Source organism: Pontibacter actiniarum (assembly GCF_003585765.1).
Taxonomy (GTDB): Bacteria; Bacteroidota; Bacteroidia; order Cytophagales; family Hymenobacteraceae; genus Pontibacter; species Pontibacter actiniarum.
The window spans coordinates 276,376-292,868 of sequence record NZ_CP021235.1; the positions used below are offsets into that span (position 1 = coordinate 276,376).

The window sequence follows — 16,493 nt, forward strand, 5'->3', positions numbered from 1 at the left end:
GCGCTGGCGTTTTTCTTTTGCTGTAGCTGTGCTGTCTTAATGGGCATCTTCATCGGCACGGGCAGAGGCTCCGCGGATGATCTGGCTAAAGAAGATGCTGTTCAGGAACAGTTTGTTGGTGCCGTACCAGAAGGCCCGGAAGTTCGGGTTGTCCGGCATGGCAATCACTTTTCCGGCTCCCAGCGAGGAAACGTCTACGGCTGCCGTGCCTTTGAGCTGCTGCAGGTTCGGCTTTGAAATGTAGCCGGCCATAAGCGGGGTGGCCGTGTACATAACCGGGTTGGCATAAGGGCTCTTGGAGCGCTCCATAAACAGGGTGTTGCTGCGGAAAATCGGCATCTGCGCATCGGTGTAGCCATAGGCCAGCGGGTGCGTCAGGTCCAGCTTCGTTTCGAAAATAGCGCCGCCTATTACCTGTGCGCCGTTGGTGTTCGACATGTCAGCGTAAGGCTTCTGGGCCAGTGTGTCTTCTTTGGCCTCTTTAAAGGTAATGTTGCCGATGCCGTTATCGGACAGCCACTTGGCCGCCTGCCCCATGCCTATTACGGTGCCTCCCTGTTGCACCCAGCTGCGCAGCTTATCCTTGGAGATGTTGCGGTAGGATCCCTCTGCCATCACCAGCACCGTATACTTGCCTAATGCCACATTGTTAAAGTCGTTGGTTTTGATCAGGGTAGGCCGCATGCCGAAGCGTTCGTCCATCAGGTGCCAGGCTTCTCCCGCGTCGTAGCTGTTAACACCGTCACCGATCAGCATCATGACCTTTGGCTGCTCCAGGGGCAGCATCATAGGGCTTCCCAGTTTTATACCTTGGGGGTTAAACCCGGTATGCAGCGCATATACCTTCAGGCCGTTCTGCTGTGCCACCTCCTGCAGAGCGCGATGCAGCTCCTCAGCGCTAACCGGCTGGCCGCTTACGGGTATCAGAATGGTGCCGTAATCATACTGCTTGCCCTCTGCGGTGGTGAATTTATCCGAGGCTACCCGTGTGGCTATGCCGCGGTCCATTAACTGGTTTAGGGCGCGCGGAGCGTAGTAGCCGTGCCATTCAAACGCGTAGGCGTAATTGCTCTTGCCACCTACCACTTCACCAGCCGGAAAGGCCAGGCTGTCTATCCTTTGCCCCAGCTGGCTGCTTTTGAAATTCCTGCCTGTGAGCGGCGCGTAGTCCAGGTCGAAGGCCAGCGGAAAGGTCCAGGCGGAGATGTCGTAGAAGAGGCTGTCCTGGAAGCTTGTGCGCTTCTCAAACATGGCCTCAATCAGGCGGTGCTGTGCTTGTTCCGTCGGGATGATGTAGGCGTTCTCCGGTGTGTAAGTTACGTTGTTGATCTTAAAGCTGTCCTTGGGGCGGTACACGTCTATCTGGTGTTGCCTGATGATCTCGGCCAGGTGAAAGGCCTTTGCCTTGTCCATCTCGGAGCCGAACACATAGGCTTTTACACTTGCCTTCTTGGACTCGTTCAGGGCGTTTTTGTAGAAGTCGCGCTGATGTGCGAGCAGTTCCTCGCGCATGGCCTGGGCCGCCTCCAGGGTAGACAGGGTGGTGGTGAACTGGTTGCGGATCGTGAACGGGAACGAGAGGACGCCATTCTCACTCTCCTGTGCATGGCCCCTGGAGCTGGCTTGTTCGAAAAGGATGCCCACCGCGCCGTTTACGTCGGGGTAGGTAGACCCCTTGCCGTAGTAAAAGTCGTCGTAGCTTTCCTCGGTGTAGTAAAAGGAGCCGATCTTGTCGAGGGCCTTGGCGTGGTAGGTGCCCATCTGCTGGGTGAGTTTAAAGTTGCGTTCCGGCGTAAGCGGGTTGTTCCGGCTCGGGATGCCCGGCTGAAAGAAGAAGGTCGCGTTGGTGCCCATCTCGTGGTGGTCCGTCAGTACGTTTGGCTTCCACTCGTGGAACTTGGCCAGGCGCCCCTTCGACTCCGGGTGCTGCAGCGGTAGCCAGTCACGGTTCAGGTCGAACCAGTAGTGGTTAGTGCGGCCGCGTGGCCATACTTCGTCAAACTCGGCGCTGTTCGGGTCGGTTACCAGGTTCTTGCTGCGGTGCGTGTTTACCCAGCTGGCGAAGCGGTTCATGCCATCCGGGTTAATAGACGGGTCGATCAGGATGACTGTCTCCTCCAGCAGCTTCTCTATCTCCGGGCCCTGCGCCGCTGCCAGGTGGTATACCGCCAGCAGCGCGGCATTGCTACCGCTGGGCTCATTGCCGTGCACGCTGTAGCCCATCCACACCACGGCCGGCATGTCTTTGATGTTCAGCTCCCCAGATGCGGCAGGGTCCGTTAGCTTACGGTGCAGCTCCTTTATCTGCTCAATGTTTTGGTGGTTTTTGGGGGAGGTAACCGTCAGGAGGTACAGCGGGCGGTTTTCGTGGGTGCGCCCGTACTCTGTCAGCGTGATGCGGTCTGAGGCGTCTGCCATCAGGCGTATGTACATGGCCAGCTGGTCGTGGCTGGCGTGCCATTCGCCCACGTTGTAGCCTAAAAGCTGCTTTGGAGTAGGTATGGCGTCGCTGTAGGAGGTGTTAGCCGGTAAGTAGTAGGACAGGCTGGTGTCGGCTTGCTGGGCCACAGCTACCGAGCCAAGGCCCAGCATGGCCGCTGCTGCAAGTGCGCGTAGGTTTTTCATGCGTAAAGGTGAAGCAAAGGTTAGTGTTTCGGTTCGGTTATACTTGCAATTTGTTGTTTTACTGAGGCTTTTGCAAGTATAGCGATACATTGCTATTTCCTTTTAAGGTGTCCTGAAACGGGGCACCTTCCGGCTGCTGTGTTGTGGTAGTAGTTTGGGCCATACCTCTTGGCTGGCGCTGGAGGCGTACCCTGTTACCCAAGGCTGTTTTCACGGCACAGGCGCTCCCGCCTAGCTCACAAACACTACTTTGCTCTGCCACAGCCAACACGGCTCCTACACCGGCCACTGCTTTCGAACAGGGTACAAAGCGCTTACTTATGTAAAAGTACAATTTGCTTATATTTTGTTTCTGTTCACGGAATACTGAAAAGTAAAAAGCTTTATATATACTTATTCTGATAAAATATTTAAATATGTGTGTAACTATTTTAGATAGGAAGGGTATTTATCCTTTATAGAATCATACACAATATATAAACCATTATATAAATTTCCGTTTCTGCTTGTTTTTGCCCACACCTTGTGTCTGGGGGTGAAATGTAAAGAAGCAATAGTGAATCAGTTGATATAGGCTGCTGGTGCTCTGATAATTACCTATGAAGGGCAATATCTGGTGCGGTAATTCTAAAAAAAGAACTACTGAACCAGGCGGCTCCCTTTTGCCCTGCTGTAAAGCATTTAATGCTTTTGTTCTACGTGATGATAAAATAGTTAAACCCAGGCCTCTTGAGACAGCCTTAAACCCACCCCTAATTCATGTTTTTATGAAAAGAAGCTTTACTCATTTAATTGCGCAGGCAATAAATGCCCGACCTGGTGTAACGTTCACGGCTGTATGGCTACTGCTGCTGCTGTTCCAGATGATGGGGCAAACGGCTTGGGCGCAGACGATTAGTAGTATCAGCCCTTCATGTGCTACAGTTCCTGCTGGCCAAAGCTTAGTGTTAACAATAACAGGTACAGATTTCAGGACTGGAGGGGGAAACAACGCAGCAGTAGTTGAGGTGAACTCCAGTTCTGCTTACATTACTCCTTCCAATAGAAGCTCGGAATCAATTACTGTAACTATTCCCGCCGAACGCGTTACTACACCTTCCATTACTATTATAGTAGTGCAAGGCAGTGGCGGTAATTTTCAAGCGTCTAATCCATTTACAGTTAACGTTTCTCGCCCAGCTGGGGCTGCAGGAGTGATTTCTGGCCTTCAAAGTGTGTGTGCAGGCTCCCAGGCTGTATATTCGGTGGGTGCAATCCCAAACGCAACAACATATCAGTGGACTCTTCCTACAGGGGCAACAATTGTAGGCAATTCAACAGGTAGCCAGGTAACTGTAAACTTCACAGGCGCAACTTCTGGGAACATAAGTGTAGCCGGTGTCAACAGGTGTGGCGTGGCAGGAGTAGCAAGTACTTTACCAGTTACTGTAAATCCACTGCCTGCTGCTCCTGTTGCAGAGGATGTCGCACGCTGTGGCCCTGGAGAAATAACCTTAAGGGTAGCAAATATCACTGCTGGGGTTACCTACAGGTGGTACAACGGAAGTGGGGTTCTGGTGGGTGAAGGTTCGCTTTTCAGGACCCCATATCTCGAAGCATCCACCACATATTACTTAGCGGCTGTCGGGCAAGGAGGTTGTGAAAGCGCCGCCAGAATCCCTGTTGCAGCAACGATACGTCCGCTTCCTGTTGCCAGTATTACCGCGGATACGCCACAGTGTGATAACCCGAGCGGGCCCAACGTGTTTGGCATTACAGGCAACGCAGAAAATGGAACTCATGTGTGGCAAATTATAAGTGTAAGTGACGGCACCAGTGCTACGATAGCTGATGCCAACACGCTAACGCCTACTGTAAGTGTAACGGAGCCCGGTACCGTCAGATTACGCCTGACGGTAACAAGCGAGGCCAATGGCTGCTTACCCGCTGTAGCTGAGATTAACCTGGTGGTAGAGCCGATTCCTGCTCCTTTGGCTGCAGAAGATGTGCAGGGAGGAGAGCGCTGCGGACCTGGCTCAGTAGTGTTAACTGTACTTAACCCTGGCACTGGTTTTACTTACCGCTGGTATGCTAGTGCAACGGGTGGCCAGCCCCTTGGAGAGGGCACTACGTTCGAGACAGAATCCTTAGCAACATCAGATACATACTATGTGGCCGTTGTAAATGGAGCAGGGTGTGAGAGTGACCCGCGTACCCCGGTGTCGGCGAGTGTTACGCCGCTGCCTATAGCAGCGATTGCCACCGAAACGCCGCAGTGCGAGAACACGGACGGTGCCACTGTCTTTGAACTCACCGGTACCGTTACGAGCGGCGACTATGTGTGGGAGATTGTAGAAGGGGAGAGTATTGCCACCATAGCCAATATCCTGAGCACCACGCCTACAGTTAGTGTGTCTCAGCCGGGCACGGTGAGAGTACGCCTGACGGTGACAAGCGATAACGGCTGTGGAACCGACGTGGCGGAGGTAGAATTGGTGGTAAACCCTGTGCCGGAGGCTCTTGTCGCATCTGATGTGCCGGGGGTAGAGCGCTGCGGGCCTGGCTCAGTAACCCTGACAGCCACAGGGGCACCTGCAAACGGAACCTACCGCTGGTATACTGCTCCTACCGGAGGTGACCTGGCGTTTACCGGGGCTGTGTTTACAACGCCTTCTCTTGAAAGCTCAAAAACATACTATGTGGCGGCTGTGGGCGAGGAGGGCTGCGAAAGCGATGCCCGTTTGCCGGTAACAGCGGGCATTATTAGGCTTCCGGTAGCCATGATCGAAGCTGAAACGCCTCAATGTGATAACCCAAGTGGGAATAACGTTTTTGCGTTAACGGGCCGGCCTGATAATTTCACTACCTATACCTGGGAGATCGTGAGTGGTAGCGAAATTGCCACGATCACCGGGGCAACTTCGCTTACGCCACAGGTAACGGTGTCTGGTACAGGCACCGTGAGAATACGCTTTACCGTAGCCAACGGCAACAACAGTTGCCCGGCGGCTGTGGAAGAGTTGGATTTGGTTGTTAACCCGCTGCCAGCTGCTTTGGCACAGGGAGATGTGACAGGCGCTGAGCGCTGCGGCCCGGGATCGGTTACATTACGCGCAAGTGGAGCTCCTGCAGGCGGCTCTTACCGCTGGTACGCGAGCGCTACAGGAGGCCAGATTTTAGGAGAGGGCGCTGCGTTTACAACAACCGTAAGCCAGACAACCGATTTCTATGTGGCAGCCTTAAGCAGCGCGGGTTGCGAGAGCACAGGAAGGGTAGCCGTGAGAGCAACTGTGAATGAGGTGCCAATCGTAAACGCTGGCGCTGACCAGGTTGCCTGTTCGGGGGGAGCATCAACCTCCTTCACCTTGAATGGCAGCGCCTCTTTGGGTACAGTGGAATGGAGTGTCATCAGCGGCACAGCGGACATTGCGGACAACGAGGCTTTGTCCACTACGGTTAACGTTACGAGCGCGTCAGCCATCTTAAGGTTAACGGCAACAAGCGCAGGTTGTACAACTACAGACGATGTCGTGCTGAGAGTGAACCCGCTGCCAACCGCAGACGCAGGACCTGCCCAAGCGAAATGTGCCACGCCAGGAGGAACTTCCTTTACGCTGGCAGGCACCGTGACTGACGGCGATGGTGTGTGGAGCGTGCTGGGTAGCACAGGTAGTGCATCGGCCAGTATTGAAAACGCCAGCAGCCTCACTTCGGCTGTGACAGTAACCGGCACGGGTACCGTTACGCTCCAGCTGACAGCAAACAGTAACACTATACCTCCTTGTGGCTCTGCTACAAGTACTGTAACGTTAACTGTGAACCCTCTCCCTGTAGCGAATGCAGGTGGAAACAGAACCGTGTGCTCCGGTGAGGAAGTAACGCTCGGCGTTGCCCCAGTTACAGGCTATACTTACCAGTGGTCGCCGGCAACCGGCCTTAGTGCAGCAAACGTGGCACAGCCTACAGTTAGAATCACCAACACTGACCCGGCAAACATTTCACGTACCTACACTGTGACTGTTACAGCGAATGGGTGCTCTTCCACAAGCGCAGCAACTATCACGGTAAGGCCAGCTCTTGGTGGCAACACCATCAGTGCGGCGCAAACTATCTGCGAAGGTACGGCTCCTAACACTCTTACAGGAAGCACCCCAACTGGTGGTGGCGGAGTTGGTACGTATACCTATACCTGGGAGAGTAGCACCACATCTGCTACGGCAGGGTTCAACGCCGCACCCGGTAACAATACAGGCCAGAACTATAGCCCGGGTACCCTAAGGGACCGAACCTGGTTCAGACGTGTGGTCCGGTCATCTGCCTGTGCCGGTACAACTGTTAGTATCAGCACACCTGTGGAGATATCGGTTACACCTACTACTACTTACACACTGGTGCTCACTGCAAGCCCATTCCCGGTGTGCCCCGGGGTAAATACCACCTACACTGCCACGGTGCTGGCAAACGTGGAGTCTGTTAACTATCCTGCTAACCCAAGGTATGAGCAAATCACTTGGGTAGGTGGAACAGACGTGTCGGATCAGTTTGTGTTTGACTGGTGGAAGAACGACGTCAACGACCGTGCTAACGGGCAAGTCGTGCGGGAGATAAGCCTGTCCGGCTTGTCATCCACTGACTACTACACGGTAAGAGCCACGCCTAAGAGTGGTGCCAGCCTTAGTTGCCCTAGTTTTGCGAACCGTCCTGACCTGGTGCCAGCTAACCCTGGCAGTGCCGTACTGTTCTCTAACAGAATTTACCTTGGCCGGTCAGACAACTATGGCGTTTCCATCAGCAGGCTGCCAACCGGTTCCATCTGCCCCGGTACTCCTGTAGAGTTTACAGCCACTCCTAACGCGGAGTATGTGAACCTCACTATGGAGTGGGTCGTTACAAACAGCGCTGGAACGGTTATCCAAACAACTCCGTTCTCTGCCAGCAGGACGTTTACGTCCAGCACATTGAACAACGGTGATGTGGTGAGCCTGAACTTTACATCTGCCGAAAACAGGTGCCAGCCTGCGGCGTCGAGTAACACTTTAACCATGGTTGTGGTGACGCCTCAGACCTTAACCGGTGGCGGTGCCTTCTGTGCAGGAAGTGCGGGGGTGCCTGTGGGGATCGGCAGCTCTCAGGAAGGCGTTAACTATCAGTTGATCCGGACTGTGAATGGCAATGCCCAGCTTGTTGCTACCAGAGCCGGTACAGGTGGTGCCATAAGCTTTGGCAACCAGGCTACCGCCGGCAGTTACACCGTGCAGCCTGTTTCCGCTAACGGTGCCTGCCCTCCTGCCTACGGACCTGTTAATGTGTTTGTAACGCCACTGCCAACTGCGTTTGCCGTAACCGGTGGAGGAGAAGCCTGTGCGAACGGAGGCGGGGTGCCGGTTGGGCTGGCAAGCTCTGAAACGGGCGTAAATTACCAGCTAAGGCGAACAGTAAACGGATCTACAACGAACCTGGCTACGGTAGCGGGAACTGGTAACCCGATTAGCTTCGGCAACCAGACTGTAACCGGTGCATACTCAGTTGTCGCGACTTCGGCTGTCAGTTCTACAACCGCAGCATGTTCGCAAAGTATGACAGGAAGCGCGAATGTGGTCATCAACCCGCTGCCGATCGTTGCCCTGGAGGACGCATCAGCCTGTAGAGGTACTAGAGCAACCGTTTCCGCTAACGTGACCAGTGGAACAGGAGGCTATACGTACAGCTGGTCAGTTCCTGCTGCCTGGCAAGGGCCGGTGCCTACTACACCTAGCTTCGAAACAACGGTGCCAGGTACTTATACCCTTACCGTTACCGATGCGGAGAATTGCGCTAGTGCTACTGCCTCTAGTACTGTCAGCTTCACTACCCCTGTTATGCTAACTGAGCCTGTACTGGGTGTGTACCTGATAGAGAACAACACGCAGTGGCGCGTAGAGGCCAGTGAAGAGGACCCGATTCCTGAAGGTGCGTTCGGAGAGGACCCAGTGTTTGTGTGGTACAGAAGAATAGCGCCTGCAGATGATTGGGGAATGCCTGTACAGTCAGGTACAAGCAACGAATACATCGAAGCTGCCCCAGGCGAGAATGTGCAAATAAAGGCGGAGGTGTTTAACGGGGCTACTTGCAGGCTGTACGCGCTAACCAACATCGGTGTCGTACCGCTTCCTGTGGAGCTCATCTACTTCAAGACCCTGAAACAAGGCAACGAGGTACTGCTGGAGTGGGCAACAGCCTCGGAGGAGAACAACGCCGGCTTTGAGGTGCAGGTGTCGGAGGACGGTTTCAACTTCAGGAAGCTGGCCTTTGTGGAGACGAAGAACGGAAACGCGATAGTAAAGCAGGTGTACAGGTATGCAGACAAGTCTGACGGCAAGTACGGCACGCGTTACTACCGCCTGAAGCAGCTGGACCTGAATGGCAACTTTGAGTACTTCGGCCCGAGCGTGGTAACCTTCGGCGACGTGGCCAGCCAGGTGAAAGCGTTCCCGAACCCGTTCAACACAGAGCTGACGCTGGACATTGCAGCGGAGCAGGACGGTGAGGTGCAGGTAACTGTAGCGAATGCCGCCGGTCGGCAAGTGCTGCAGCGTAGCCTGACGGTAGAAAAAGGCTTCAATACGAAGAAGCTGGAGATAAGCCCGGACTTACCACATGGGGTATACTTTGTGAGGGTATACCTGGAGGGAAGAATGTATAACCTGAAACTTCTGAAACAATAAAACTAATAGGGTTTAAAGCAAAAGAGCCGGGTATTTTACCCGGCTCTTTTGCTTTAAACTGATTTTTTTTGGTACAATTTATTTAGCTCTTATTGATTTAGGGTTGTTATTCCATATTTGGTATATGTGTCTGTTAAATAGACCTGTGTGCACTTGTGGGCCTTCAAACACGGATACTAAATAGTTACTGTTAATTGTTTTTAGTGCAAATTAATAGGTGATTAATTAAAATATATTGATCACTATCTTTTAATATATGTTTAGCCTTTGTATGTTTGTGTCCTAGTTAAGTATAGTATTTAATATAATAAATACCTTTTTAAGCCTTCATTACTGTTTAAGTAAAATAAAAGAGTGGTAAAATTATTTATTTTCTAAAGCTAAGATAAGCTAAGAGCAGCCTATATCTGCTACTTTAAAATTTGGTTAAATTCTTATGTTTTTTAGCACGGTTTCAGATCGTGGGTGGGGATTTCTTGTCTGCACTTTTTAGGATTGCCCTTTTTTTATAAATAATTGACTCTATACAGCCATAACCCTTAAAGCCCTTTTTATGAAAAGAAGTTTTACGCAGCTATTCTTTGAAGCACCCCAATCAAAGCTCAAAAGGTCCACCGCAGCTTACATGCTGTTTCTCTTTTGTTTGTTAGCCTCTACTGTGGCTACTGCACAGACGACTGAGGTTAAAAAGATGGATTTCTCTAGCCCAGATGGAGTGAGCTACAGTCTTGATGCAGGAACAGGTAATGTAAGTAATGGGGTGCTGTCAGTAACAGGTAGAGCGTATGACTTTTTTCTTGTGTGGGGAAGGCAATATTCAGGATATGTTAATGTTAACCCTTCTCTTACACTACAACCTGGTTACGAATATCAGGTTTCTGTAAGAGCAAGAATGGGAGGTGCATCAGGTAAACTTGAAATAAACAGAGGTACATCTGCAGCTAATGCTCGAAGCGCTACTGGCACTAATGTTATTCTCACTTCTTCAGGAGATAACGTGAATAGTTCAGATTATGCGACTTTTACATCAAATAAGTTTTCCGTGACTAGTAGTCAAAGCTTATTCTTAGCTCTTCTTGTTGACAGAACAACTATTTGGTCTAATACAGAGATATCTTTGGTTTTAGATGATCTTATCGTCACACAAACCTGTATCTCACCACCGACACCAACAGCAGCAGATGTTATAGCTTGTCGTACTGGTAATAGCCGCGTTACCTTGACTGCCTCAGGCGCGACCACAGGTTACGGCTATCGTTGGTACAACCAGCCAACAGGGGGGGCGGTCATAGCAACCACTGCGCGTTACCAAACTCCCTCGCTTTCACCTGGTGAATACCGCTACTATGTGTCTATTGTGAATACCGCTACTGGTTGTGAAAGTAACAGGGTGCTAGTGAAAGCGATTACAGGCAGTGCTGCACCAATTGTATCTAATACAAGCGTGTGCCCTATGGGGTCGGCAACTTTAACGGCTTCGGGGGCTCCTGCCGGTAGTACGTATAAATGGTATGATACCAACGGAAATAACGCTATAGCTGTGGCAACAGGGGCAACATACACAACAGGCCCCCTTACAGGAAGCAAAAAGGACTATTGGGTAAGCACAGTAAATCAAAACAATTGTGAAAGCAGTAAAAGCAAGGTAACCGTTACTGTTGTTGCAACTCCTGTTGTGCAAATCACTAACCCAGCGGCAGTGTGTTCCCCCGCAACGGTTAACCTGACTGCTGCAGCTATAAAAACCGGAAGCACAAACGTTTCGGCCTACACCTACTTTACAGATGCGGCAGCTACCACGGCTTTAGCTGACCCAGGCGCAGTAGCTACATCGGGCACTTACTACATAAAAGGCACTAACTCAGCCGGCTGCTCAGACATAAAGCCTGTCACTGTCGTTGTAAATCCCACAACAGCTCTATCTGACATTAAGATACCGGATGACATAGAGATTGGCAAACCAGCTACGATTGTGTTGAACTCAGAAATTATAGACAGGGGGCATGCTGCCAGCTTTACATGGTACATGAGCATAGACGGTGGCGAGTTTGTGCAGCAGGCCGGTAGTACCAGTGAGCTGAGCTTAGCAAGAGTGCCTAAAGGTAGCCTGCAGTTTCGCTGCGACATGACACAGATGAGCGGGTCGTGCTACGATGCCACTTATTTACAAGTACGCTCTACCCCGATCGTGCCGCTTCCCGTGGAGATCATCTACTTCACGGCTTTGCGGCAAGGGAAGGACGTGCAGTTGAGCTGGGCGACGGCCTCGGAGGAGAACAACGCGGGCTTCGAGGTGCAGGTGTCGGAGGACGGTCGGGCTTTCCGCGCGCTGGGCTTCGTGGGCACGCAGAACGGGGACGCGCAGGTGAAGCAGTCCTACGGCTACACGGACACGGAGAACGGCAAGTACGGCACGCGCTACTACCGCCTCAGGCAGGTGGACCGCGACGGGCAGTTTGCCTACTACACGGCCAAGGCGGTGAGCTTCGGCGCGGTGAGCTACAGCATCAGGGCCTTCCCCAACCCGCTGGAGGGGGACCAGGTGAGCGTGGCGGTGCAGGCGGAGGCCGGCGGGCAGCTGCAGCTGCAGGTGCTGGACGCGATGGGCCGGGTGGTGGCCAGCCAGGCAAGGGAACTGGGCAGGGGCGAGTCGCTGGAGCGGGTCCAGCTGGCGCCGGCGCTGCCAAAGGGCATCTACTTCGTGCGCACAGAGATGGGCGGCGTTGTCAGGAGCTTTAAGCTGCTGAAGAAGTAGAATTAATAGGGTTTAAAGCAAAAGAGCCAGGTGTTTCACCTGGCTCTTTTGCTTTAAACTAATTTTTTTTGGTACAAATAGATATTAGGTTTCTTGTTAACATGCGTGATTCCCTATTTGGTATATCTGTCTGATATTTAGACCCGTGTCTGTGTACGATGTTTTGACATCATGTAAATATTATATTGATTTAATGTTTAATATAGTGCAATAATATATTTGATAGATAAAAATATATTTATCTGTATGTTTTAATGTGAAACATTCCTTTGTATACTTGCAGTGGTTTAAGTTATATATCAAACACAATTAATACCTTTTGTGCCTTTGTGATGTGCTTATAATTAAGTTTTATAAAAGTACATTTACAAATGGGCTGCTTTACTGAGAGACAAGACGACGATATTTTAACGCAGTAACGCCGAGGATAATGATATTCTGGTGTGTTTTAGCACGATTTTAAATCGTGGGTGCTACTACTTTGCCTCTATTTTTCCCGATTGACCTTTTTGTATAAATAATTGACTCTATACAACCAAAACCCTTTAAACCCTTTCTTATGAGAACAATTTTTACAAAGAAATTTATTAGATCGTTATACATGTTGCTTATGCTGATAGTCTCAGGGACGTTCAGCCATGTTTATGCACAAAAGAGTGTTCCAGTCCTGTCTACTGTTGACTTTTCTTGTGTGACTGTTAACAGAGGTGAATTAACACTGAAAGTAACAGGAAGTAACTTTGATACAAAAGCAGGTAATGCTAAAACTGATGGACGCTTTAGGTTAAACGTTTCCAACGCTGCTACGAGCCTGAGCATTGATGTCTATCCAGAAGCAGAGGGCTTTACTGCGGCAACTGCGACATTTAAAATCCCGTCAACAGCCTTCACCACTATTCAGGTTTTATCAGTAACTGTGCAAAACGCGAACGGTAACAGTGGTAACTACAAATGGGAAGCATCAGTCCCTCAATCACTATTCGTGATAGGTCCTCCTACGGCTCAACCTGTACAAAGCTGTCCTGGCCAAGTGACACTAAGTGCTTCAGGTGCCCCGGCAGGTGCAAGCTATAAATGGTACAGACCTGACGGAACTGTTATCATAGGAGAAACGGGCTCCACGTACACTATACCTAACCAAACGGCAAGTGCTTCTTACTATGTAGCTATGACGGCTCCCGGTGGTTGTGAGAGTACAAGAACTCCTGTTACTGCTACAGTGAACCCAACAGCTACGGTAGTCATTACAAATCCAGCGGCAGTGTGTTCCCCCGCAACGGTTGACCTGACTGCTGAAGCTATAAAAACCGGAAGCACAAGCGGTTTAACATACACCTACTTTACAGATGCGACTGCGACCACGGCTTTGGCTAACCCAGGCGCAGTAGCTGCGTCGGGCACTTACTACATAAAAGGCACTAACTCAACCGGCTGCTCAGATATAAAGCCTGTAACTGTCACTATAAAGGAGACAATTACAGTGACAGCCGGAAGAATAGCCATAGACACAGAGCACCCAGAGGAAAAACTAGAAGTTGGAAAGCCGGCAACCTTTACAGCTGAGTCAGAGATAACAACTAACGGTTACGCGGCTTCATATAAATGGTACACTAAAAACAAAGGTGTGGATTGGGTTCTGCAGCCAGGCGCTTCCTTGCAGACGTTCAGTGTAGCCTCTGTGCCGTCGGAGTCATATGAAGTTAGGGTGGATATAACTCCAAACCAGGAGACGGCTTGCTTCTCCGGCTTGCCTGCGTCAGGTATACAGTCGATAGAGACAGGAGTAATCGTGCCGCTTCCCGTGGAGATCATCTACTTCACGGCTTTGCGGCAAGGGAAGGACGTGCAGTTGAGCTGGGCGACGGCCTCGGAGGAGAACAACGCGGGCTTCGAGGTGCAGGTGTCGGAGGACGGTCGGGCTTTCCGCGCGCTGGGCTTCGTGGGCACGCAGAACGGGGACGCGCAGGTGAAGCAGTCCTACGGCTACACGGACACGGAGAACGGCAAGTACGGCACGCGCTACTACCGCCTCAGGCAGGTGGACCGCGACGGGCAGTTTGCCTACTACACGGCCAAGGCGGTGAGCTTCGGCGCGGTGAGCTACAGCATCAGGGCCTTCCCCAACCCGCTGGAGGGGGACCAGGTGAGCGTGGCGGTGCAGGCGGAGGCCGGCGGGCAGCTGCAGCTGCAGGTGCTGGACGCGATGGGCCGGGTGGTGGCCAGCCAGGCAAGGGAACTGGGCAGGGGCGAGTCGCTGGAGCGGGTCCAGCTGGCGCCGGCGCTGCCAAAGGGCATCTACTTCGTGCGCACAGAGATGGGCGGCGTTGTCAGGAGCTTCAAGCTGCTGAAGAAGTAGAATTAATAGGGTTTAAAGCAAAAGAGCCAGGTGTTTCACCTGGCTCTTTTGCTTTATGTGTAATATGTACTTGCTGTGTTTTAGGGCTTTACTGCACAGAGTGGAATCACCCCCTGCAAAAACCTTATGTTTATACTTGCGCAGGAGCTTTAAAACTTCTGCAAAGCAGAGGCTACAGCACCTTTACCTTTAGGTTGGTTGGCTGCTGCGGCGTGTGGTATACTTTATGGGTGGCCTTGATAAAATCTTCTTCGTTGGCCTCATAAATGTTTGGCACGTACTTCTGCGGGTTGCGGTCCACCAGCGGGAACCAGGTGCTTTGGATCTGCACCATCAGGCGGTGGCCTTTCTTGAAAGTATACAGCACGTCCTGCAGCTCCACGTTTACCGGCGTTACCTGGTTCGGCGTGAAGGGCTCGGGCTTCTCGAAGCTGTTGCGGAAACGGCCGCGGAAAACCTCGCTTCGCACCATTGCCTGATAGCCGCCCATGGGCTTGTCCGGTTGGTGCGGGTTTGCCTGTGCTGTGTCTGGGTACACATCGATGAGTTTCACTACCCAGTCGGCGTCGGAGCCGGAGGTGGCTACTTTTAGCTGCGCCAGTATGGCTCCGGCCAGCGTTATGTCTTCGGTCAGCACATCCGTCTGGAAGGCAAGCACATCCGGGCGACGGCTGGCAAAGCGCTGGTCGTCGGTCATGTACTCGCGCGTCATGCCGATGGCTACCTCCTCGGTGAAGGGAACGGGCTTGGCCGGATCGGAGATAAACTCACTTGCCTGTACTTCTCCTGCCTCTGGGGCCTCAAAACTCAGCTTACCGTTTTCATGGAAGTACAGCGTGCGGTCCTGCGCCTGCTTTGGCGGCCATACCTCAAACTCGCGCCATTGGTTGTTACCGCCTTCAAACATGATGGCCTCCGGGAGTTTTACCGGCTGCTTGGCGTCGTTTTTCAGGTAATGGTTAAAAAAGCGCGCCTCTACTTCCTGCTGGTACCACGGTGAGTTTTTCTGCCCGAAGTGCACGTTGCCGATGCTGGAGCCGTCGGTGCGGGCCCAGCCGCCGTGTACCCAAGGCCCCATCACGATCATGTTCGTTAGCTTGGGGTTGTTCTTCTCGATAGCCTGGTAAATTTTGAGCGGGCCGTACAGGTCCTCGGCGTCATACCAGCCGCCAACCGTCATCACGGCAGTGCCTTTCAGGTTCTTGAGGTGAGGCAGCAGGTTGCGCTTTTGCCAGAACGCATCGTAGTTCGGGTGCGCCATCATCTCGTTCCAGAAAGCCACGCTGTCTTTCAGGTACTTGGCGTTGGCGTTTTTAAGCGGGCCCATGCGCATAAAGAACTCGTAGCCGTCCGGGGTGCCATGCTGAAAGCGCTCGTTCCAGTCGGTGGTCAGCTCCGGCCGGGGCAGTCCGAACACGCTCAGGAAGTTAAAGGCGTGCGGCAGAAAGAAAGCGCCGTTGTGGTGAAAATCATCCCAGAACCAATCGGCAATGGGTGCCTGCGGCGAAACTGCTTTCAGGGCCGGGTGGTTGCTCATCAGTCCGGCGGCGGTGTAGAAGCCCGGGTACGAGATGCCCCACTGGCCTACGCGGCCATTGTCGTTATCCAGCTTCTTTACCAGCCAGTCCACCGTGTCGTAGGTGTCGGAGCTTTCGTCTATGTCCTTTTTGCCTTTCTTCTTCTCGATGTGTGGGGTCATGTTCACAAACTCACCCTCAGACATAAAGGTGCCGCGCACATCCTGGTACACAAAAATGTAGCCGTCGCGCATCAGCGTGGAGCTGGGGCCAAGGCTTGTCTTCATGCCATCACCGTAGGGCGCAACTGAGTAGGGCGTGCGGTTCATCAGGATCGGGTATTTCTTGCTCTTATCCTTCGGGGAGTACACCACCGTGAATAGCTTTTTACCGTCGCGCATCGGTATCTGGAACGTGGCTTTCTCGTAGTGCTGCCGGATGTAGAGCGAGTCTTCGTTTACCTGCTGCGCCATACTTTGGGAGGCAAACAGGCAAAGCACCAGCAGCAACACCAGTGGCTGTAGCAGGTCTTTTGTTCTGGTCATAGGTTAGGTGAT

General features: G+C 52.3%; 5 protein-coding genes and 3 pseudogenes. 6 read left to right on the forward strand and 2 right to left on the reverse strand.

What is annotated here, in order from left to right; genetic code table 11:
- Window positions 1-36: 36 nt before the first annotated feature.
- On the reverse strand, window positions 37-2,625 hold the full coding sequence (locus CA264_RS01200) for a M14 metallopeptidase family protein (protein WP_025603997.1): 2,589 nt from the start codon (window positions 2,623-2,625) through the stop codon (window positions 37-39).
- 866 nt (window positions 2,626-3,491) lie between these two features.
- Here CA264_RS01200 and CA264_RS22460 point away from each other — a divergent pair.
- From CA264_RS22460 to CA264_RS21735, 6 genes and pseudogenes are all read left to right on the forward strand, one after another.
- Window positions 3,492-4,295, forward strand: a pseudogene (locus CA264_RS22460) (Ig-like domain-containing protein); the annotation flags it as partial.
- A 111-nt stretch (window positions 4,296-4,406) separates the two neighbouring features.
- Window positions 4,407-9,308 carry an Ig-like domain-containing protein gene (locus CA264_RS01210; RefSeq protein WP_162912047.1) on the forward strand — a complete coding sequence of 1,634 codons (4,902 nt, stop codon included), beginning with the start codon at window positions 4,407-4,409 and terminating at the stop codon, window positions 9,306-9,308.
- Between the two features lie 892 nt (window positions 9,309-10,200).
- Window positions 10,201-10,956, forward strand: a pseudogene (locus CA264_RS22465) (immunoglobulin domain-containing protein); the annotation flags it as partial.
- A 51-nt stretch (window positions 10,957-11,007) separates the two neighbouring features.
- A complete protein-coding gene (locus tag CA264_RS21730) occupies window positions 11,008-12,063 on the forward strand; it encodes a T9SS type A sorting domain-containing protein (RefSeq protein WP_211332060.1) in 1,056 nt (351 codons plus the stop codon).
- A 610-nt stretch (window positions 12,064-12,673) separates the two neighbouring features.
- A pseudogene (locus CA264_RS22470) lies at window positions 12,674-13,516 on the forward strand (immunoglobulin domain-containing protein); the annotation flags it as partial.
- A 171-nt stretch (window positions 13,517-13,687) separates the two neighbouring features.
- On the forward strand, window positions 13,688-14,419 hold the full coding sequence (locus CA264_RS21735) for a T9SS type A sorting domain-containing protein (protein WP_162912049.1): 732 nt from the start codon (window positions 13,688-13,690) through the stop codon (window positions 14,417-14,419).
- Between the two features lie 172 nt (window positions 14,420-14,591).
- Here CA264_RS21735 and CA264_RS01225 read toward each other — a convergent pair whose 3' ends face one another.
- On the reverse strand, window positions 14,592-16,481 hold the full coding sequence (locus tag CA264_RS01225; protein ID WP_025604001.1) for a CocE/NonD family hydrolase: 1,890 nt from the start codon (window positions 16,479-16,481) through the stop codon (window positions 14,592-14,594).
- Window positions 16,482-16,493 lie beyond the last annotated feature (12 nt).